Annotated in this window: 21 protein-coding genes; 19 read left to right on the top strand and 2 right to left on the bottom strand. The window is 67.3% G+C overall.

Features of this window, described 5'->3' with window-relative positions:
• The first annotated feature begins 38 nt into the window (after window positions 1–38).
• Together CDO81_RS12835 and CDO81_RS12840 are read left to right on the top strand one after the other, a co-directional pair.
• Complete coding sequence (locus CDO81_RS12835) at window positions 39–1,169, top strand: MraY family glycosyltransferase (protein ID WP_088484038.1); 1,131 nt, start codon at window positions 39–41, stop codon at window positions 1,167–1,169.
• Between the two features lie 27 nt (window positions 1,170–1,196).
• A complete protein-coding gene (locus CDO81_RS12840; protein ID WP_088483621.1) occupies window positions 1,197–2,663 on the top strand; it encodes a DEAD/DEAH box helicase in 1,467 nt (488 codons plus the stop codon).
• Here CDO81_RS12840 and CDO81_RS12845 read toward each other — a convergent pair.
• Both CDO81_RS12845 and CDO81_RS12850 read right to left on the bottom strand, forming a co-directional pair.
• A complete protein-coding gene (locus CDO81_RS12845; RefSeq protein ID WP_088483622.1) occupies window positions 2,660–3,421 on the bottom strand; it encodes an SAM-dependent methyltransferase in 762 nt (253 codons plus the stop codon). The genes CDO81_RS12840 and CDO81_RS12845 overlap by 4 nt on opposite strands.
• Window positions 3,418–3,993, bottom strand: a complete 576-nt coding sequence (locus tag CDO81_RS12850) for a Maf family nucleotide pyrophosphatase (RefSeq protein WP_088483623.1) — start codon at window positions 3,991–3,993, stop codon at window positions 3,418–3,420. The genes CDO81_RS12845 and CDO81_RS12850 overlap by 4 nt, the downstream gene beginning before the upstream one ends.
• A 32-nt stretch (window positions 3,994–4,025) precedes the next feature.
• Between CDO81_RS12850 and CDO81_RS12855 the strand changes: the two genes are divergently transcribed.
• The 17 genes from CDO81_RS12855 to era all read left to right on the top strand — a co-directional run bounded on the left by CDO81_RS12855 (window position 4,026) and on the right by era (window position 18,995).
• The gene (locus tag CDO81_RS12855) at window positions 4,026–4,577 is read left to right on the top strand and encodes a YceD family protein (protein WP_088483624.1); all 552 of its coding nucleotides are present in this window, start codon (window positions 4,026–4,028) and stop codon (window positions 4,575–4,577) included.
• Window positions 4,578–4,739: 162 nt separating this feature from the next.
• A complete protein-coding gene (rpmF, locus tag CDO81_RS12860) occupies window positions 4,740–4,925 on the top strand; it encodes a 50S ribosomal protein L32 (protein ID WP_088483625.1) in 186 nt (61 codons plus the stop codon).
• Window positions 4,926–5,037: 112 nt separating this feature from the next.
• On the top strand, window positions 5,038–6,129 hold the full coding sequence (plsX, locus tag CDO81_RS12865; RefSeq protein WP_088483626.1) for a phosphate acyltransferase PlsX: 1,092 nt from the start codon (window positions 5,038–5,040) through the stop codon (window positions 6,127–6,129).
• A gap of 61 nt (window positions 6,130–6,190) precedes the next feature.
• Window positions 6,191–7,186 (top strand): beta-ketoacyl-ACP synthase III, encoded by a 996-nt coding sequence (locus CDO81_RS12870; RefSeq protein ID WP_088484039.1) that lies wholly within the window; start codon window positions 6,191–6,193, stop codon window positions 7,184–7,186.
• 62 nt (window positions 7,187–7,248) lie between these two features.
• Window positions 7,249–8,193 carry an ACP S-malonyltransferase gene (fabD, locus tag CDO81_RS12875; protein ID WP_088483627.1) on the top strand — a complete coding sequence of 315 codons (945 nt, stop codon included), beginning with the start codon at window positions 7,249–7,251 and terminating at the stop codon, window positions 8,191–8,193.
• A 1-nt stretch (window position 8,194) separates the two neighbouring features.
• A complete protein-coding gene (fabG, locus tag CDO81_RS12880; RefSeq protein ID WP_088483628.1) occupies window positions 8,195–8,938 on the top strand; it encodes a 3-oxoacyl-ACP reductase FabG in 744 nt (247 codons plus the stop codon).
• A gap of 89 nt (window positions 8,939–9,027) precedes the next feature.
• Window positions 9,028–9,267, top strand: a complete 240-nt coding sequence (gene acpP, locus CDO81_RS12885) for an acyl carrier protein (protein WP_056204266.1) — start codon at window positions 9,028–9,030, stop codon at window positions 9,265–9,267.
• A 36-nt stretch (window positions 9,268–9,303) separates the two neighbouring features.
• On the top strand, window positions 9,304–10,548 hold the full coding sequence (gene fabF / locus CDO81_RS12890; RefSeq protein WP_088483629.1) for a beta-ketoacyl-ACP synthase II: 1,245 nt from the start codon (window positions 9,304–9,306) through the stop codon (window positions 10,546–10,548).
• A 15-nt stretch (window positions 10,549–10,563) separates the two neighbouring features.
• A complete protein-coding gene (locus CDO81_RS12895) occupies window positions 10,564–10,983 on the top strand; it encodes a hypothetical protein (protein ID WP_088483630.1) in 420 nt (139 codons plus the stop codon).
• Window positions 10,980–11,579, top strand: a complete 600-nt coding sequence (locus CDO81_RS12900) for a sigma-70 family RNA polymerase sigma factor (protein ID WP_088483631.1) — start codon at window positions 10,980–10,982, stop codon at window positions 11,577–11,579. Before CDO81_RS12895 ends, CDO81_RS12900 begins: the two co-directional genes overlap by 4 nt.
• On the top strand, window positions 11,573–12,088 hold the full coding sequence (locus CDO81_RS12905; protein WP_088483632.1) for a hypothetical protein: 516 nt from the start codon (window positions 11,573–11,575) through the stop codon (window positions 12,086–12,088). Before CDO81_RS12900 ends, CDO81_RS12905 begins: the two co-directional genes overlap by 7 nt.
• Window positions 12,089–12,176: 88 nt before the next feature.
• A complete protein-coding gene (locus CDO81_RS12910) occupies window positions 12,177–13,640 on the top strand; it encodes a DegQ family serine endoprotease (RefSeq protein WP_088483633.1) in 1,464 nt (487 codons plus the stop codon).
• 520 nt (window positions 13,641–14,160) lie between these two features.
• Window positions 14,161–15,969, top strand: a complete 1,809-nt coding sequence (gene lepA / locus CDO81_RS12915) for a translation elongation factor 4 (RefSeq protein ID WP_088483634.1) — start codon at window positions 14,161–14,163, stop codon at window positions 15,967–15,969.
• A 31-nt stretch (window positions 15,970–16,000) separates the two neighbouring features.
• Complete coding sequence (gene lepB / locus CDO81_RS12920; protein ID WP_088483635.1) at window positions 16,001–16,984, top strand: signal peptidase I; 984 nt, start codon at window positions 16,001–16,003, stop codon at window positions 16,982–16,984.
• 7 nt (window positions 16,985–16,991) lie between these two features.
• On the top strand, window positions 16,992–17,372 hold the full coding sequence (locus CDO81_RS12925; RefSeq protein ID WP_088483636.1) for a DUF4845 domain-containing protein: 381 nt from the start codon (window positions 16,992–16,994) through the stop codon (window positions 17,370–17,372).
• A 16-nt stretch (window positions 17,373–17,388) separates the two neighbouring features.
• Window positions 17,389–18,081: a ribonuclease III gene (gene rnc / locus CDO81_RS12930; RefSeq protein ID WP_088483637.1), complete on the top strand. Its 693-nt coding sequence runs from the start codon at window positions 17,389–17,391 to the stop codon at window positions 18,079–18,081.
• Window positions 18,078–18,995 (top strand): GTPase Era, encoded by a 918-nt coding sequence (era, locus tag CDO81_RS12935; protein WP_088483638.1) that lies wholly within the window; start codon window positions 18,078–18,080, stop codon window positions 18,993–18,995. The genes rnc and era overlap by 4 nt, the downstream gene beginning before the upstream one ends.
• Window positions 18,996–19,019: the final 24 nt, after the last annotated feature.

A 19,019-nucleotide genomic window follows, 5' to 3' on the forward strand; every position in this document is an offset into this window, starting at 1 on the left:
GCAGGCCTGTCGCCCGCCTGCGCGACCCCGCGAATTTCATGCTTCCCATCCTTGCTTTGAGTTTTGCGCTGGCGGCCGTGGTGACGCTGCTCATCATCCGGTCATCGCACCTGCACGGGGCGCTGTCGGCTGACCACGACCTGTCGGGCCCTCAGAAGTTCCACTCCCGCCCGGTGCCGCGCATCGGTGGCGTGGCCATCTTCTGCGGCTTCTCCGTGGGCACAGCCGTGCTGGCCTGGCGCTACCCGGCCATGCGCCATCTCGCGGCGCTGCTGCTGCTGTGCAGCGTGCCAGCCTTTGTTTCTGGCGTCATTGAAGACCTGACCAAACGCGTCAGCCCGCTGCGCCGCATGCTGGCGACGCTGCTTGCGGCCGCGCTGGGGGCCTGGCTGCTGGGCGCGCAGATCAAGGAAACGGCCATCCCCGGGCTGGACTTCATCGCCAGCACGGCCGTGGGCGGCTATCTGCTGGCCCTGCTGGTGGTCAGCGGCGTGTCCAACTCCATCAACATCATCGACGGCATGAATGGCCTGGCCTCGATGTGCTCGGCCATCATGCTGGCGGGCCTGGCCTATGTGGCGCTGCAGGCGGGCGACCAGTTGGTGGCGGCCATGGCCATCGCCGTCATTGGCGCCGTGCTGGGCTTCTTCATGTGGAACTACCCGTTCGGCCTGATTTTCTTGGGTGACGGCGGTGCATATTTCCTCGGCTTCATGCTGTCGGAGCTGGCGATCCTGCTGCTGGTGCGCAACCCTGACGTCTCGCCGATGTTCCCGCTGCTGCTGTGCGCCTATCCGGTCTGGGAGACCGTGTTCTCGATGTACCGGCGCAAGGTGGTGCGGGGGCGACCCGTCGGGATGCCCGACGGCATCCACCTGCACAGCCTGATCTACCGCCGCCTCATGCGCTGGGCCCTGGGCAGTAAGGATGCGGCGGTACTGACCCGCGCCAATGCCCTGACGGCACCGTATCTGTGGGTCTTGTGCAGCCTGTCGGTCGTGCCCGCCACCATCTGGTGGGATGACACCGTCATGCTGCAGATCATCCTGGGCCTGTTCGTGACCGGCTATGTGTTGCTCTACTGGCGCATCGTGCGCTTCCGTACACCGCGCTGGATGGTGCTCAATTCGCGCGACGATGCGCAGCCACCGGTGAGCCGCGCCGAGTAGGTTTGCTGCATCCGGGATAATCGCCGGATGCAAGAAAACCCCGAGTCCGCAGCCGCGGCGCCTGAAGAGGCGCCCGCGCCCGCCCGTTTCGACACCCTGCCGCTGGATCCCAAGCTGCTTCGTGCCGTGGCCGATTCCGGCTACCTGACGATGACGCCCATCCAGGCCAAGGCGATTCCCATCGTGCTGCAGGGGCGCGACGTCATGGGCGCCGCGCAGACCGGCACCGGCAAGACGGCGGCGTTCTCGATCCCGCTGCTGCAGCGCATGCTCAAGCATGAGAACCCCAGCGTGTCGCCCGCCCGCCATCCGGTGCGCGCCCTCGTGCTGGCGCCCACGCGCGAGCTGGCCGACCAGGTCGCTGACAACGTCAAGAAGTACGCCAAGCACACCCAGCTGCGCTCGGTCGTCGTGTTCGGCGGCGTCGACATGAAACCCCAGACCGCGGCCCTGAAGGCCGGCGTCGAGGTGCTGATCGCCACCCCCGGCCGCTTGCTGGACCACATCGAGGCCAAGAACTGCGTGCTCAACCAGGTCGAGTACGTGGTGCTTGACGAGGCCGACCGGATGCTGGACATCGGTTTCCTGCCCGACCTGCAGCGCATCCTGAGCTTCCTGCCCAAGGCGCGCCAGACATTGCTGTTCTCGGCCACCTTCTCGCCCGAGATCAAGCGCCTGGCCCAGAGCTATCTGCAAGACCCCATCCTGGTCGAGACCGCTCGCCCCAACCAGACGGCCTCCACCGTCGAGCAGCGCTTCTACAGCGTGACCGACGATGACAAGCGCGGCGTCATCCGCCAGATCCTGAAGGACCGGGCCATCCGCCAGGCCATCGTGTTCGGCAACTCCAAGCTCGGCGTCGCTCGCCTGGCCCGCGCTTTCGAGCGCGATGGCCTGCGCACGGCCGCCCTGCACGGCGACAAGTCACAGGACGAGCGCCTGAAGTCGTTGGAAGCGTTCAAGCGCGGTGACATGGACGTGCTGGTCGCGACCGACGTTGCGGCCCGCGGCCTGGACATCGCCGACCTGCCGGCGGTCTTCAACTACGACGTGCCCTTCAACGCCGAAGACTACGTGCACCGCATCGGCCGCACCGGCCGCGCGGGCGCGTCGGGCCTGGCGGTGACCTTGGTCACCAAGTCAGATGCGCGCCTGATCGCCGACATCGAGAAGCTGATCAAGCGCAAGATCGATCTGGACAGCTTCGAGCTGCAGGACAGCCGCCCTCCGCGCTTCGAGCGTCGTCGCGAGCCTGAAGGCGAGGCGGTTGAGTCGCGCGCCCCGGCCCGCCCGGCCTACCGCCCGCCGGCTGCACCCAAGGACCCTTTCTTCGACAAGCCTTACGAGGCCAGCGCCAGCGCCGAGCCGCCGGCCTGGGAGAAGGCCAAGGCCGCCACGCCCTCCGCGGGCAAGGGGCTGTCGAGCTATATCAAGCCCAAGCGTCAGGTGGCGGCACTGTTTGGTGCCAAGAAGCCGGCTTCGGCGGAAAGCTAAGCCAGCAGCGCGAAGACCGCAGGAATGCGGTCCGGCAGGGCGGCAGGCTGGCGTTTCCAGTCCGCCACGCTCGCGGTGCGCGTCCAGCCGCCCGGTAGCGTCAGGCCCACGCTGATCGACAGCCGTGTCGTGGGTCGCAGTGCGGCAAGCAGCGACTGGCGCAAAGCCTCGTTGCGGTAGGGCGTCTCGATCAACAGCTGCGTTTGCTGCGATTTGGCCGACAAGCCCTCCAGCTCGCGGATGCGAGCCGTGCGGGCTGCGGCCTCCACCGGCAGATAGCCGACGAACGCAAAGCTCTGGCCGTTCAGGCCGCTGGCTGCCAGGGCCAGCAGCAGCGAGCTCGGGCCCGACAAAGGCAACACCTCGATGCCGGCCTCATGCGCCAGTGCCACGAGCCGGGCGCCGGGGTCGGCCACCGCGGGGAGCCCGGCTTCCGAGATCAGGCCAATGTCATGACCGGCCAGGGCCGGTGCCAGCAGCGCGCGCCATGCCGGGCTGTCGTCAGCCGCCGGCTTGCCGCCCTTGGCGGGGCGCGGCAGTTCTGAGATCTGCAGCGCCTGCAGCGGCTGGGCCAGTGGCGCGATGGCGTCGACCCGCTTGAGCAAGGCGCGTGTGGTCTTGGCGTTCTCGGCCGCCCAGTGCGTCAGTCGAGCCGCCTGTTCTATGACGCGCTGGGGCAGCACGTCGCGCAGGTCCAGGCTGTCGTCCACGCCGAAGTCCAGCGTGTTGGGCATCAGGATCAGGCGCCCGCGACTCATGCCAGCGGCTCCAGGCCAGCGCGGCGCAGCAACTGGCAGGTGCGGATCAGCGGCAGGCCGATGAGGGCGGTCGGGTCGTCGGACACCACGGCGTCGAGCAGGGCGATACCCAGGCTTTCGACCTTGGCACTGCCGGCGCAGTCATAGGGCTGGTCCGCGAGCAGGTAGGTCTCGATCTCGCGATCGCTCAGCGGGCGCAGGCGCACCCGCACCTCGGCCCGTTCGATGGCGGCCAGGCCCGGAGCGACTACCGCGACCGCGGTCTGGAACACCACCTCGCGCCCGCTCATGCGCTGCAGTTGAGCCCGTGCGGCCTCGTGGCTGCCGGGCTTGCCGAGCGGCTCGCCGTCCAGGTCGGCCACCTGATCCGAGCCGATCACGACCGCGTGAGGATGCAGGCTGGCCACGGCGCGCGCCTTGGCCAGCGCGAGTCGCTCGGCCAACGCGGCCGGGACTTCACCGGCCAGCGGGGTTTCGTCGACTTCAGGCGCGACGGCTTCGAAGGGCAGGCGCAGCCGGGTCAGCAGTTCCTGCCGGTAGCGGGAGGTGGAAGCAAGGATGAGCGGCGGCATCAAGGCATTCTCGCCCGCCTAAACTCCAGGGCATGAAAACCCGCGCCTTTGTTCCCGAGAAGCTGGACGTGGCGGCCCTGGCCCATGACGGCGCCAGCTTGGCCGGTGAATGGCCCGCGGTGTCGCTGGAGCGCCTGGCCGATTCGGCCGCGCCCGAGGCGCCCGCCAGCGGCTGGCCGGCCTTGCAGTGGCGCCTGGCCGGCGAGATCCGCCAGCCCAAGGGTGGCAAGCCACAGGTCTGGCTGCACCTCACGGCCTCAGGACAGGTCGCCTTGACCTGCCAGCGCTGCCTGAAGCCGGTGCATGAAGACCTCGACATCGACCGCTGGATTCGCTTCGTCGACACCGAGGCGGAGGCCGCCGCACTGGACGTCGACAGCGATGACGACGTGCTGGCCCTGCCGCGCCATCTGGATGCCCGCGAGCTGATCGAGGACGAGCTGCTGCTGGCCTTGCCGCTGGTGCCGCGCCACGAGGTCTGCCCCGAGCCGCTGCCACAGGCCACCGAGGACGAGGCGCCCGAGGTGGAGGAGCGCCCCAACCCCTTCGCCAAGCTCGCCGCGCTCAAGCGTCGCGACAGCTGAATGCCATGGCTGACCGCGCTGCAGCAGCACGTGCTCACGCGGCGGCTTGGTGTTTTCCTGATCCGGTGCTACACTCGCGGGCTTTTCTGCGGCCTGGAGTTCGAGCTTTGATCTCACTCCCCGGGGTCGCAAGCCCAACCCCCGCAGATTTCGGAGAAATTCATGGCCGTTCAGCAAAACAAGAAGTCGCCGTCCAAGCGCGGCATGCACCGTTCCCACAACGCCCTGACCACGCCGGGCACGGCCATCGAGCCGACGACGGGCGAAGTGCACCTGCGTCACCACATCAGCCCGACCGGTTTCTACCGTGGTCGCAAGGTGCTGAAGAGCAAGGCCGACGCGGCCTGATGATGCCTGGCGCTGCTCCCGTGCAGCGCTCCACCATCGAAGATATTGCCGACCCGGCCTGCGTACCGCGCAGTGCCGGGTTTGGTCTTTGTGGCTCACGAAAACCACTCACATGACCGCCACTCTGCCTGAGCCGATCCGCCTGGCCGTCGACTGCATGGGCGGCGACCACGGCCCCTCGGTCACGCTGCCCGCCTGCCGCGCCTTTCTTGAAAAGCATCCTGGCGCCGAACTCCTGCTCGTCGGCCAGCCCGAGGCCCTCACGGCCGCGGCGGCTTGGCCTCGCTGTCGCATCGTGGCCGCCAGCGAGGTGGTCACGATGGACGACCCGGTCGAGGTTGCCCTGCGTCGCAAGCGCAATTCCTCCATGCGCGTGGCCATCCAGCAATTGAAGGCCGACCGTGACGGCAATGCGCCGCTGGCTCATGCCTGCGTGTCGGCCGGCAATACCGGCGCGCTGATGGCCGTGGCCCGCTACCTGCTCAAGACCCTGGACGGCATCGACCGGCCTGCCATCGCTACCGTCATGCCCAACCAGCGCGGCCGCTTCACCACCGTGCTTGACCTGGGCGCGAATGTCGATTGCACCGCTGAGCACCTGCTGCAGTTCGCGCTGATGGGCAGCGCGCTGGTGGCTGCGGTGGAGGGCAACGAGGAGCCCAGCGTCGGCCTGCTCAACATCGGTGAAGAAGCCATCAAGGGCAGCGAGACGATCAAGCAAGCCGGCGAAATGCTGCGCGCGGCCGGCGCGGCGGGCCAGTTGAACTTCTTCGGCAATGTCGAGGGCAACGACATCTTCAAGGGCACGACCGACATCGTGGTCTGCGACGGTTTTGTCGGCAATGTGATGCTCAAGACCTCCGAAGGCCTGGCCACCATGATCGGTGCCTTCATCAAGGAAGAGTTTGGCCGCAACGTCTTCACCAAGCTTGCTGCCGTGCTGGCGTTGCCTGTCCTGAAGGCCTTCAAGCACCGCGTCGACCACCGCCGCTTCAATGGCGCCGCACTCCTGGGCCTGCGCGGTCTGGTGTTCAAGAGCCATGGCTCGGCCGACGCCTTTGCGTTCGAGATGGCCCTGGCCCGCGCTTATGATGCCGCCCGCAACCGGCTGCTGGACCGGGTGCACGATCGCATCGTCGCCACGCTTCAGGCCAAGGTGGGCGATGCCGGAGACAACGCGACGACCGTCGCGCAGGCTGCGTGAGCGCGGCACGGCCGCCGAAGGCGTTCGCGCCCGCCCTGCGTAGCACGGAGGCCCTTTCTTGATTTCCACCGCAAGCTCTTCCCCCCGCTATTCGCGCATCCTCGGCACGGGCAGCTTCCTGCCGGCCGACCGCGTGACCAACCAGGCCCTGGCCGACCGCCTCGCGGCCGACGGCATCGAGACCTCCGACGACTGGATCGTCGAGCGCACCGGCATCCGCGCACGCCACTTCGCCGCGCCCGACCAGGCGGCCAGCGACCTGGCCTTCCCGGCCGCGCAGGCAGCCCTTGAGGCTGCCGGGCTGGTGGCCGAAGAGATCGATCTCATCATCGTCGCCACGTCCACGCCGGACATGGTCTTCCCGTCCACCGCCTGCCTGCTGCAGCGCAAGCTCGGCGTGCATGGTTGCGCGGCGTTTGACGTGCAGGCCGTGTGCTCGGGCTTCGTCTACGCGCTGACCGTGGCGGACTCGATGATCCGCAGCGGCGCGGCCAACAAGGCGCTGGTGGTCGGTGCGGAAGTGTTCTCGCGCATCCTCGACTTCAAGGACCGCACCACCTGCGTGCTGTTCGGCGACGGTGCCGGCGCGGTCGTGCTGGGTGCCAGCAGTGAGCCGGGCATCCTGGCGACCGAACTGCATGCCGATTCCCGCCATGTCGACATCCTCTGCACGCCCGGCACGGTCTCGGGCGGCCAGGTGCTCGGCAGCCCCCTGCTGAAGATGGACGGCCAGGCGGTGTTCAAGGTCGCGGTGGGCGTGCTGGAGAAGGTGGCCCGCTCGGTGCTCGACAAGGCGGGCCTGACCGATGCCGACATCGACTGGCTCATTCCGCACCAGGCCAACATCCGCATCATGCAAGGCACGGCCAAGAAGCTGAAGATGGACCTGAACAAGCTCATCGTCACCGTCGATGAGCATGGCAACACCTCGGCTGCGTCCGTGCCGTTGGCGCTGGACGTGGCGGTGCGCAGTGGCCGCGTGCAGCGCGGCGACACCGTCATGCTGGAAGGCGTCGGCGGTGGCTTCACCTGGGGCGCGGCCCTGTTGAAGTACTGAGTTTTCTTCCCGGCGCCAGGCCGTCTGCCGGCGCCGCACGCTCTCGAACTGGAACTGAACCTATGACTGCACCTTTCGCCGTTGTCTTTCCCGGCCAAGGCTCGCAGGCCGTCGGCATGCTCGACGCCTGGGGCGACCATCCCGAAGTGCGCCGCACCCTCGACGAAGCCTCCGCCGCCCTGGGCGAAGACATCCCCGCCCTGATCCATGCCGGCCCCAAGGAGCAGCTCGACCTCACCACCAACACCCAGCCCGTCATGCTGACCGCCGGCATCGCCTGCTGGCGCGCCTTCGTGGCCGAGACGGGCCTCGCGCCGGTGGCGGCCGCGGGCCATTCGCTGGGTGAGTACACCGCCCTGGTGGCCGCCGGTGCGCTGAGCCTGGCCGATGCCCTGCCGCTGGTGCGCTTCCGCGCCCAGGCGATGCAGGAGGCGGTGCCGGTCGGGGCTGGTGCCATGTATGCCATCCTGGGCCTGGACGGCGATGCCGTGCGTGCTGGCTGTGCCCAGGCCGCGGCCGAGACCGGCGAGGCGATCGAGGCGGTCAACTTCAACGACCCCAAGCAGACCGTGATCGCGGGCAGCAAGGCCGGTGCCGAGAAGGCCGCCGAGCTCCTGAAGGCCGCCGGCGCGAAGCGCGCGCTGCCGCTGCCGGTGTCCGCACCCTTCCACTCCAGCCTCATGAAGCCCGCTGCCGAGCGGCTGAAGGAGAAGCTGGCCACCGTCCATTTCCAGGCGGCCGCCTTCCCGGTCATCAACAACATCGACGTGGCCGTGACCGACCAGGCCGATGCGCTGCGCGACGCGCTCTACCGCCAGGCCTTCGGTCCGGTGCGCTGGGTGGAGGTAGTGCAGGCGCTGAAGTCGCGCGGCGTCGGCCACGTGATCGAAGCCGGCCCGGGCAAGGTGCTCACCGGCATGGCCAAGCGTATCGATGCCGAGCTGCAGGCCGCCTGTGTCTTCGACCCCGCCTCGCTCGCCGAGGCCCGCACCCTGCTGGGAGCCTGACATGACTGAATCCACCCCCAAGGGCGTCGCCCTCGTCACCGGCGCCAGCCGCGGCATCGGCCGTGCGATTGCGCTGGCCCTCGCGAACGACGGCTGGCGCGTCGTCGGCACCGCGACGACCGAATCCGGCGCCGCCGGCATCACCGAAGCCCTGGCGGCCCACGGCGGCCGCGGCATCGTGCTCAACGTGACGGACGCCGCCGCCAGCCAGGCCGCCGTGGACGACCTCGTCGCCAAGGAAGGCGGCCTGCACGTGCTGGTCAACAACGCCGGCATCACGCGTGACACGTTGTCCATGCGCATGAAAGACGAGGACTGGGACGCGGTGCTCGACACCAACCTCAAGGCCGTCTTCCGCATGGCCCGTGCCGCCACCAAGCCGATGATGAAGCAGCGCGCCGGCCGCATCATCAACATCACCTCGGTCGTGGGCGCCTCGGGCAATGCCGGCCAGGCCAACTATGCAGCCGCCAAGGCCGGTGTGGCGGGCCTGACCCGCTCGCTCGCTCGCGAACTGGGCAGCCGCGGGATCACCGTCAACTGTGTCGCGCCCGGATTCATCGCCACCGACATGACCGACGTGCTGCCCGAGGCCCAGAAGTCCGCGCTGCTGTCGCAGATCCCGCTGGGCCGCCTGGGCGCGCCCGAGGAGATCGCCGCGGCCGTCGTCTTCCTGGCGTCACCGGGCGGTGCTTACATCACGGGCACGGAGCTGCACGTGAATGGCGGCATGTACATGGCCTGATTTCGGGCCGGATGCCTCGATTTAGGGGCCTCCATCTAGAGCCCGTAGAATGCCGGGCTGTTTTCTGCAAACCTCTCCTGGAGGAGTTCATGAGCGATATCGAAGCACGAGTGAAGAAGATCATTGCCGAGCAACTCGGCGTGGCGGAAGCCGACGTCACGAATGAGAAGGCTTTCGTCGCCGATCTGGGCGCCGATTCTCTGGACACCGTGGAACTGGTGATGGCCCTCGAAGACGAGTTCGGCATCGAGATCCCGGACGAAGAAGCCGAGAAGATCACCACCGTGCAGCTGGCGATCGACTACGCCGTCAAGCACCAGAAGGCCTGATCGGCCTGTCTCCTGTTCAACTCTGATCCGCACCGCATGACCCGTCGCCGCGTCGTTGTCACCGGCCTTGGCCTGATCAGTCCCGTCGGCAATACCGTTGCCGAGGGCTGGGCCAACATCCTGGCCGGCCGTTCCGGCATTGCCACCGTCACCCGCTTCGATGCCAGCAACCTGGCATGCCACTTCGCGGGTGAGGTCAAGGGCTTCAACATCGAGGATTACATCCCCGCCAAAGAAGCCCGGCACATGGACAATTTCATCCATTACGGCTTGGCGGCGGCCATCCAGGCGGTGCGGGACTCCGGCATTCCGACCCGAGATCAACTGACCGAAGAACAGGCCGAGCGCATCGGCGTGCTCGTGGGTTCCGGCATCGGCGGCCTGCCGCTCATCGAAGAAACCAAGACCGAGCTGATCAACCGCGGCCCGCGGCGCATCTCGCCGTTCTTCATCCCGGCCTCGATCATCAACATGATCTCGGGCCACGTCTCCATCCAGTTCGGCTTCCAGGGCCCCAACCTGGCGATCGTTACGGCCTGCACGACAGGCCTGCATGCGATCGGTGAGGCCGGCCGCCTCATCGAGTACGGCGACGCCGACGTGATGATCGCGGGCGGTGCCGAGGGCGCGGTGTCGCCGCTCGGCATCGGCGGCTTCGCGGCCGCACGTGCCTTGTCGACCCGCAACGACGACCCCGCCACCGCGTCCCGCCCCTGGGACAAGGACCGCGACGGTTTCGTGCTGGGTGAGGGCGCCGGCGTGCTGGTGCTGGAAGAGTACGAGCACGCCAAGAAGCGCGGCGCCAAGATCTACTGCGAACTGACCGGCTTCGGCATGGGTGCGGACGCGTACCACATGACCGCGCCCAACGTCGACGGCCCGAAGCGCTCGATGCGCGCGGCGCTGCGCAATGCGGGCCTGAACCCCGACCAGGTCCAGTACATGAACGCCCACGGCACCTCCACGCCGCTGGGGGATGTCAACGAGACCAACGCCATCAAGCTGGCCTTTGGCGACCATGCCAAGCAGATGGTGGTGAGCTCGACCAAGTCCATGACTGGCCACCTGCTGGGCGGCGCGGGCGGCATCGAGTCGGTCTTCACGGCGTTGGCCGTGCGCGACCAGGTGGCCCCGCCGACGATCAACATCTTCAACCAGGACCCCGAGTGCGACCTGGACTACTGCGCCAACGAGGCGCGGCCGATGAAGATCGAGGTCGCTGCCAAGAACAACTTCGGCTTCGGCGGCACCAACGGCACGCTGATCTTCAAGCGCGTCTGACCCCGGCTACCGGCGATGCGACGCACGCCGCCGGTTGTCGTGCAGCTTCGACCCGACCCGCGGGTGCAGGCCATGGTGGCCTTGCTCGCCACCCTGACTGCCTTGGGCCTGTACGTCTGGGCCGTCGATCACGACCGCGTGGCGGCGCCCCTTGTGCTGGCGCTGCCGCTGGTCGCCCGCTGGGCCTGGCGTCAGGCGGCGGTGCTGCCGCGGCGCCTTCGCTGGGACGGCGAGGCCTGGTGGCTCAGCGCACCGGGTGCGGATGACGAGACCCTCGTGCGACTCGATGTGGTGATCGACCTCGACCGCTGGTTGCTGCTGCGTGCGACGCCGGGCCTCTGCTGGCTGCCGCTCGCACGCCATCAGCAGCCCTCGGCATGGGGTGCGTTGCGTGCCACGCTCTACGCGGCGCCAGCGCGGGCTGCAGACACATGACCGCGGCAGAGGCGGACGCCGATGCGCTGCTGGTGCGCCAGGCCCAGGCGGGCAGCCGCGCGGCCTTCGACATGCTCGTGCTCAAATACCAGCGCCGCATCGAGCGGCTGCTCTCGCGCAGCGTGCGCGACGCCGCCGATGTGGCGGACCTGACCCAGGAAACCTTTCTCGCCGCCTACCGCGCGTTGCCTGGCTTCCGGGGCGAGAGCGCGTTCTACACCTGGCTTTACCGGATCGCCGTCAACGCCGCCCGGCGGCATCTGAGCCAGCAGCCTCGGTTGCAGCAGGTGCAAGCCTGGGACGACAGCGAGGGAACTTTCGGCACGGCGCCGACTCCAAGCGACGATGCGACCCCGGAGTCCCTGCTGGCGGGTCGCCAACTGGCGCGTGAACTGGACGAGGCGGTCGAATCCCTGGTGGAGGAGCAGCGCCGTGCCCTGTTGCTGCGGGAGGTCGACGGTTTGAGCTACGACGAGATCGGTGAACTGATGCGCTGCCCCCCAGGCACCGTGCGCTCGCGCATCTACCGCGCGCGCGAGGCGGTGGCAGCACGTCTGCTGCCCTTGCTGGAGGGCCGGGGAGGGCGGCGATGGTGATGACGGTGGATGAGGCCCTGAACGCTTCGCTGTCTGCGGTGATGGACGGCCACGCCGATGCAGCGGACTGGGCTCGCGTGCAGGCGGCGTGGGCGAACGATCCGGCGCTGCGCGAGCGCTGGCGGCTGTGGCAGGCCGCGTCGGACGGCCTGCATGCGCCCGAGCTCATGCCGCTGGCGCAGGATCCTGAAGCGCTGCTGGCGGCACTACACCGGCAAATGCCGGCGCCGGTTGCGCCGCGCCTGCGCGGGCGAGAGTGGGGGCCGCCGCTGGCGGTGGCGGCCAGCTTCGTTGCTCTGGCGATCGTGGCCGGCAGCTTGCGACCGGCGCCAGCGCCTGAGCCCGTCTTGGCCGCTGCGCCGATCTCAACACCACGCGCCCAAGGGTTGAATGGGCTCAGTTTTGCGCAGACTGCGGCAGGCCGTACGCTCGCGGGGGAGGCAGGTCCCGAAGTCATCGACTGGGGGCTGGCCTTGCCCGAGCCCGCCGCCTCGCGGCCTTTGCCCTGAGGCGAGCTTCTTGAAGCCGCGCGTGGACGACCCATCTGCTCCGCTTCTTTCCCCCTCCTTCTTCCTGTCGATGTCCTGGAACACCGAAATGCACGCTGAGAACCGACTCCCTCCTGCGCGCACGCGCTTCCTGCTGTCGAGCGCCACTCTGGCGTTCGCTCTTGCCCTGGGGCAGGCGCCCGCGTTCGCCCAGCCCCGTGAACTGCCGGATTTCGCCGAACTGGTCGAGCGTGTCGGCCCGGCCGTCGTGAACATCCGCACCGCCGAGAAGGTGAAGGTGGCCGACAACCAGGCCGAGATGAACGAGCAGATGCAGGAGTTCTTCCGCCGCTTCGGCATCCCGGTGCCCAACCAGCGCCGCGGGGCGCCGCGGGGCGGCGCGCCTGACGACGATGCGCCCACCCGCCGCGGCGTCGGCTCCGGCTTCATCCTGAGCGCTGACGGCTACGTGTTGACGAACGCCCACGTGGTGCAGGGAGCTGACGAAGTCATCGTCACGCTGACCGACAAGCGCGAACTCAAGGCCAAGATCATCGGTGCCGACCAGCGCTCCGACGTCGCCGTCGTGAAGGTCGAGGCCAGCGGCCTGCCGATCGTGAAGGTGGGCGACAGCAACAAGGCGCGCGTGGGCGAATGGGTGATGGCCATCGGCTCGCCTTTCGGCCTCGAGAACACGGTCACGGCCGGCATCATCAGCGCCAAGCAGCGCGACACCGGTGACCTGCTGCCGCTCATCCAGACCGACGTGGCCATCAACCCCGGCAACTCGGGCGGCCCGCTGGTGAACATGCGCGGCGAGGTGATCGGCATCAACTCGCAGATCTACAGCCAGAACGGCGGCTACATGGGCATCTCGTTCGCCATTCCGATCGTGGAGGCCGTCCGGGTGGCCGACGAATTGCGCGCGGGTGGCCGCGTGGTGCGCGGCTTCCTGGGTGTGCTGCCCCGCGACATCACCAAGGAAGAGGCCGACGCGCTCGGTCTGGGCAAGGCGCAGGGCGCCGTGGTCAGCAGCGTCAATGCCGGCAGCCCGGCGGAGAAGGGCGGCGTTGAAGGCGGTGACGTCATCACCAAGGTCGACGGCAAGGTCGTCGAGAAGGCTGTGGACCTGCGCCGCATGATCGCGGCCGTCAAGCCGGGCAACAAGGCGACCTTGACGGTGTTCCGTCGTGGCAGCTTCAAGGACCTCGTCGTCACCGTCGGTGAAGCCGAGCGCCCGAAGGCGGGCAGCGACGGCACGGCCGACAAGGAAAGCCCGGCGGCGAACGCCAGCGCCGCGCTGGGCCTCAAGGTCTCGGAACTCACCGACGCGCAGCGCAAGGAACTCAAGCTGAAGTCGGGCGTGAAGGTGGACAGCGTCAGCGGCGTGGCCGCGCGTGCCGGACTGCGCGAGGGCGACCTGATCCTGTCGGTGGACAACGTGGAGGTCAGCACCGTCAAGGCCTTCCAGGCGCAGCTCGCCAAGGCGGACAAGGACAAGGCCAAGGTCATCAACCTGGTGGTGCGCCGGGACGACGTGGTCAGCTTCGTGCTCCTCAAGCCGGTGCGTTGACGCCACAGATGCCTCGGCTGTCAGCTCGGGCTTTCCGCGATGTGGCATGCAGAGCCAGGCGGACGGCCGAGGTTGTCCACCGGTTTCTGAAGTTGGCGCCGGCTAACTTGATGTCCCGGGCGGTGGATTGTTCGCGCCAGCCGCTAAAATCGAGGCTCGATGCGCCCCTGATTGCGGCGTCTGGCGGGGGAATCAGGAGCCCTCGCCGACGCCCGGATTTGATCCACAGGCGATCCACAGCAAGTTGTGGATAACCTGTGGTTAAAAATCCTTGTTGGCAGCCTGCAACGGCCGGAAAACCAATGCTGGTGCGGTTTCCCGGCAGGGCCTTTTGGCTACAATGAAAGCCCAACAAGCAGTTGCCATACCTTTTGTTGGAAGGCACGTCGCCTCTTTCGACGTGCCTTTTTTTTAGCTTCAGCACGCCGCTTTGCGGCCTCATCAGGCTCACGCGTATGAGCTTGCGCTGCAAGGGCGCTCGCCCTTGTGTTGAACGTGTCGCAGCGCAGAACAAGATTCCATGAACCACATCCGCAACTTCTCCATCATTGCCCACATCGACCACGGCAAGAGCACGCTGGCCGACCGAATCATCCAACGCTGCGGCGGCCTGAGTGATCGTGAGATGGAAGCGCAGGTGCTGGACTCCATGGACCTGGAGCGAGAGCGCGGCATCACCATCAAGGCGCAGACCGCAGCGCTCCAATACAAGGCCAAGGACGGCCAGGTCTACAACCTCAACCTCATCGACACGCCCGGCCACGTGGACTTCTCTTATGAAGTGAGCCGGTCGCTGTCGGCCTGCGAGGGTGCGCTGCTGGTGGTCGATGCGTCGCAAGGCGTCGAGGCGCAGACGGTGGCGAATTGCTACACGGCGCTGGACCTGGGCGTCGAGGTCGTGCCGGTCCTCAACAAGATGGACCTGCCCTCGGCGGACCCCGACAACGCGAAGGCTGAGATCGAGGACGTCATCGGCATTGACGCGGAAGACGCGATCCCCTGCTCCGCCAAGACCGGCATGGGCATCGACGAGATCCTGGAAGCCGTCATCGCCCGCATGCCGCCGCCGCGCGGCAACCCGGAGGCGCCGCCGCGCGCGATGATCATCGATGCCTGGTTCGACAACTACGTCGGCGTGGTCATGCTGGTGCGGGTCGTGGACGGCGAACTGCGCAAGGGCGAGCGCATCCGCATGATGGCCACCAACTCGGTCTACCCGATCGAGCACCTTGGCGTCTTCACGCCCAAGAGCGAGAACCGTGAGGGTCTGAAGGCCGGTGAGGTGGGCTTCATCATCTGCGGCATCAAGGAACTCGCCGCCGCGAAGGTGGGCGACACGGTCACGCTGGAAAAGAAGCTGCCCAACAACGCCGGACCGGCCACCGAGGCCCTGCCAGGCTTCAAGGAAATCCAGCCGCAGGTGTTCGCGGGCCTGTACCCGACCGAAGCCAGCGAGTACGACCAGCTGCGCGACGCGCTGGAGAAGCTCAGCCTGAATGACTCCTCGCTGCGCTTCGAGCCGGAAGTGAGCCAGGCGCTGGGCTTCGGCTTCCGCTGCGGCTTCCTGGGCCTGCTGCACATGGAGATCGTGCAGGAACGCCTGGAGCGCGAGTTCGACCAGGACCTCGTCACGACCGCGCCGAGCGTCATCTACGAGGTGGAGCTCAACGATGGCACGGTGATGCAGGTGGAGAACCCGTCGCGCATGCCCGACCCGGGCCGCATCCGCGAGATCCGCGAGCCCATCGTGACCGTGCATCTCTACATGCCGCAGGATTACGTCGGCGTCGTGATGACTCTGGCCAACCAGAAGCGTGGCGTGCAGCTCAACATGGCCTATCACGGCAAGCAGGTCATGCTGACCTACGAGATCCCGCTGGCCGAGATCGTGCTGGACTTCTTCGACAAGCTCAAGAGCGCCTCGCGCGGCTACGCCTCCATGGACTACGAGTTCAAGGAGTACCGTGCGGCCGACGTGGTCAAGGTCGACATCCTGATCAACGGCGACAAGGTCGACCCGCTGGCCATGATCGTGCACCGCAGCCAGAGCCAGTACCGCGGCCGCGCGGTGGCCGCCAAGATGCGCGAGCAGATCCCGCGCCAGATGTACGACGTGGCGATCCAGGCCGCCATCGGCGCCAACATCATCGCCCGCGAGAACATCAAGGCGCTGCGCAAGAACGTGCTGGCAAAATGCTACGGTGGTGACATCACCCGCAAGCGCAAGCTGCTGGAAAAGCAAAAGGCCGGCAAGAAGCGCATGAAGCAGATCGGCTCGGTCGAGGTGCCGCAAGAAGCCTTCCTCGCCATCCTGCAAGTCGACGACTGAACCCCTCCCTTCTGCCTTGAAATCCTCCTCGATGAGTGCTCTGACCGGTGTTTTGTACGCGGCCCTGGTGGCCTACCTGGGCGGCTGGTACACCGGCTACTGGAGCGGCAACTTCGCGCTGCTGCTGTTCATCCTGACTGCAGTGACCATGCTGTACTGGCTGGCCGAGCGCTTTCATTTCGCGCCGGCGCGCCGGGCCGCAGCCGATGCGCTGCTGGCCAACGACGCCAAGCGCCGCGAGCAGCTCGCCGCCCAGGGCATCACCCAGGTGGACGGCAACGTCGAGCCGGCGCGCCAGCAGATCCTGCAGCAGCCCTGGTGGCTGGACTGGACGGCCGGCCTCTTCCCGGTGATCCTGGTCGTTTTCCTGCTGCGCAGCTTCCTGTTCGAGCCCTTCAAGATCCCGTCCGGCTCCATGGTGCCGACGCTGCTGGTCGGGGACCTCATCCTGGTCAACAAGTTCCACTACGGCATCCGGCTGCCGGTGATCAACAAGAAGATCATCGCCAACCACGACGTCAAGCGCGGCGACGTGATGGTCTTCCGCTACCCCGAAGACCCGACGACCGACTTCATCAAGCGCGTGGTCGGCGTGCCGGGTGACGAGGTGGCCTACATCAACCAGAAGCTCTACATCAACGGTCAGCTCGCGCCCACCCAGCCCGTGGACAACTTCTACGACGACAGCGGCCTGCAGCGGGTCTACCGTCCGCGCTTCACCGAGAAGCTCGGCGAGAAGGAACACCAGATCCTGGTGCAGCCCAACGCTCAGCACATCTTCCGCCCGGACCGCGCCGACGGCCCCTTCCCCTTCCAGGAAAACTGCCGTTACACGGTCGAGGGTGTGACCTGCAAGGTGCCCGCCGGCAACTACTTCATGATGGGCGACAACCGCGACAACTCGCGGGATTCGCGCTATTGGGGTTTCGTGCCGGATGAAAACATCGTCGGCAAGGCCTTCTTGGTCTGGATGAATTTCGGTAACCTCAAGCGCATCGGTACCTTCTTCGATTGATGCCCAGATGAGCTTCCGCCGCCGTCCTCCGACCTCTCCTCGCCATCAGCAGGGCCTCACCCTCATCGGGCTGCTCTTCTGGGGCGCCATCATTGCCGTCGTGGCGGTGGTGGGCATGAAGGTCTTCCCGACCGTGCTCGAGTACTACACCGTGCAACGGGTGGTCGACCGCATCGCCGCCAGCAATCCGGCGACCGTGCCGGCCGTGCGCGCGGATTTTGAGAAGGCCACGACGGTCGAGTACTCCATCCAGAGCATCAAGGCGGCCGACCTCATCGTCAGCAAGGACGCCAACGACAAAGTCGTCATCGAGTTCGCCTGGGACAAGGAGATCGACCTGTTCGGCCCGGTCTACCTGCTGATCAAGTACAAGGGCCGGTCGCGTTGACGCCTGCCTCGCGTCGATGAACGCCGCCCTTGAAGACCTGCAACGCCGTCTCGGCCACCGCTTTCAGCGGCCGGAGCTGCTGAGCCGCGCGCTCACGCACCGCAGTTACGGGGCGGATCACAACGAGCGGCTGGAGTTCCTGGGCGATGCGGTGCTCAGCCTGGCCGTGTCCAGCCTGCTTTACGAGCGCTATGCCGGCTCCGACGAGGGTGATCTCACCCGCGTGCGCGCCCATCTGGTGCGCGAAGCCAGCCTGCACAAGCTGGCGCTGGGCCTGGGCTTGCCGGCCGTGTTGAAGATGTCCGACGGCGAAGCCCGCGGAGGGGGCGCTCAGCGCCCGTCCATCCTGGCCGACGCCGTCGAGGCTTTGCTGGGGGCTGCCTACATCGATGCCGGCTATGACGCTGCACTCGGCATCGTGCGCCGGTTGCTTGGCGACACCATCGCCACCTCCAGCAGCGCGGGTGATTTCGCCAAGGACGCGAAGACGGCGCTGCAGGAGTGGCTGCAGGCGCGTCGTTACGCCGTGCCCAGCTATCGCATCGTCGCCACCCGCGGCCAGGCCCATGCCCAGACCTTTGAGGTTGAATGCGCGGTGCCGGCCCTGGATGTGGCCGAACTCGGCGTGGGGCGATCCCGCCGCGCCGCTGAGCAGGAGGCTGCCCGCCGCCTGCTGGACCGATTGACCGCCGAACGAGGCAAATCATGACCGAGCCCAAGCCCGAGCCGAGTGCTCCCGACGTCCCGCAGCGCTGTGGCCTCATCGCCATCGTCGGCCGGCCCAACGTGGGCAAGTCCACGTTGCTGAACGCCCTCGTGGGCCAGAAGGTCAGCATCACCTCCGACAAGGCCCAGACCACGCGCCACCGCATCACCGGCGTGCGCACCGTCGATGAGGCGCAGTTCGTGTTTGTCGATACGCCGGGTTTCCAGACCAAGCACAACGCCGCGCTCAACCGCACCTTGAACCGCACGGTGCATGGCGTGTTGGCAGACGTGGACCTGGTGCTGTTCGTCGTCGAGGCAGGCCGCTTCGGGCTGGACGACGCCAAGGTGCTGGCCCTGCTGCCCGAAGACAAGCCGGTCGTGCTGATCGCCAACAAGCTCGACGCCGTGCATCGCCGCGCCGAGCTCGCCCCCTGGCTGAAGGGCATGCAGGAGCGCCGCAACTTTGCGGAGTTCGTGCCGTTGTCGGCCAAAAAAGAGGCGGACGTCACGCGCCTGTTCAAGATCCTCAAGCCCTACCTGCCCGAGCAGGGCTGGTTCTACGACGAGGATGCGCTGACCGACCGCAGCGAGAAGTTCCTCGCCAGCGAGATCATCCGCGAGAAGCTCTTCCGCCTCACGGGCGACGAGCTGCCCTACACCTCCACCGTCGTCATCGACAAATGGGAAGACGAGGGCGAGTTGCGCCGCATCAGCGCGAGCATCGTCGTCGAGCGCGATGCGCACAAGGGCATGATCATTGGCCAGGGCGGCGAGCGCTTGAAGCGTATCGGTTCGGAGTCGCGCCAGGAGCTCGAACACCTGATGGACGGCCGCGTGTTCCTGGAGCTGTGGGTCAAGGTGCGTTCTGGCTGGGCTGATTCTGAAGAGCATCTGCGCAGCTACGGCTACGAGTGACCCGCAGCGCAAGGGAAGCCAAGC

It is taken from the genome of Roseateles puraquae, assembly GCF_002205845.1.
Classification (GTDB): domain Bacteria; phylum Pseudomonadota; class Gammaproteobacteria; order Burkholderiales; family Burkholderiaceae_C; genus Pelomonas; species Pelomonas puraquae.

Bases quoted from the DNA above. Each gene is read 5' to 3' on its own strand.
- CDO81_RS12835 (WP_088484038.1), top strand. From the start codon at position 39: ATGCTTCCCATCCTTGCTTTGAGTTTTGCGCTGGCGGCCGTGGTGACG.
- CDO81_RS12840 (WP_088483621.1), top strand. From the start codon at position 1,197: ATGCAAGAAAACCCCGAGTCCGCAGCCGCGGCGCCTGAAGAGGCGCCC.
- CDO81_RS12845 (WP_088483622.1), bottom strand. From the start codon at position 3,421: ATGAGTCGCGGGCGCCTGATCCTGATGCCCAACACGCTGGACTTCGGC.
- CDO81_RS12850 (WP_088483623.1), bottom strand. From the start codon at position 3,993: ATGCCGCCGCTCATCCTTGCTTCCACCTCCCGCTACCGGCAGGAACTG.
- CDO81_RS12855 (WP_088483624.1), top strand. From the start codon at position 4,026: ATGAAAACCCGCGCCTTTGTTCCCGAGAAGCTGGACGTGGCGGCCCTG.
- rpmF (WP_088483625.1), top strand. From the start codon at position 4,740: ATGGCCGTTCAGCAAAACAAGAAGTCGCCGTCCAAGCGCGGCATGCAC.
- plsX (WP_088483626.1), top strand. From the start codon at position 5,038: ATGACCGCCACTCTGCCTGAGCCGATCCGCCTGGCCGTCGACTGCATG.
- fabD (WP_088483627.1), top strand. From the start codon at position 7,249: ATGACTGCACCTTTCGCCGTTGTCTTTCCCGGCCAAGGCTCGCAGGCC.
- fabG (WP_088483628.1), top strand. From the start codon at position 8,195: ATGACTGAATCCACCCCCAAGGGCGTCGCCCTCGTCACCGGCGCCAGC.
- acpP (WP_056204266.1), top strand. From the start codon at position 9,028: ATGAGCGATATCGAAGCACGAGTGAAGAAGATCATTGCCGAGCAACTC.
- fabF (WP_088483629.1), top strand. From the start codon at position 9,304: ATGACCCGTCGCCGCGTCGTTGTCACCGGCCTTGGCCTGATCAGTCCC.
- CDO81_RS12895 (WP_088483630.1), top strand. From the start codon at position 10,564: ATGCGACGCACGCCGCCGGTTGTCGTGCAGCTTCGACCCGACCCGCGG.
- CDO81_RS12900 (WP_088483631.1), top strand. From the start codon at position 10,980: ATGACCGCGGCAGAGGCGGACGCCGATGCGCTGCTGGTGCGCCAGGCC.
- CDO81_RS12905 (WP_088483632.1), top strand. From the start codon at position 11,573: ATGGTGATGACGGTGGATGAGGCCCTGAACGCTTCGCTGTCTGCGGTG.
- CDO81_RS12910 (WP_088483633.1), top strand. From the start codon at position 12,177: ATGCACGCTGAGAACCGACTCCCTCCTGCGCGCACGCGCTTCCTGCTG.
- lepA (WP_088483634.1), top strand. From the start codon at position 14,161: ATGAACCACATCCGCAACTTCTCCATCATTGCCCACATCGACCACGGC.
- lepB (WP_088483635.1), top strand. From the start codon at position 16,001: ATGAGTGCTCTGACCGGTGTTTTGTACGCGGCCCTGGTGGCCTACCTG.
- CDO81_RS12925 (WP_088483636.1), top strand. From the start codon at position 16,992: ATGAGCTTCCGCCGCCGTCCTCCGACCTCTCCTCGCCATCAGCAGGGC.
- rnc (WP_088483637.1), top strand. From the start codon at position 17,389: ATGAACGCCGCCCTTGAAGACCTGCAACGCCGTCTCGGCCACCGCTTT.
- era (WP_088483638.1), top strand. From the start codon at position 18,078: ATGACCGAGCCCAAGCCCGAGCCGAGTGCTCCCGACGTCCCGCAGCGC.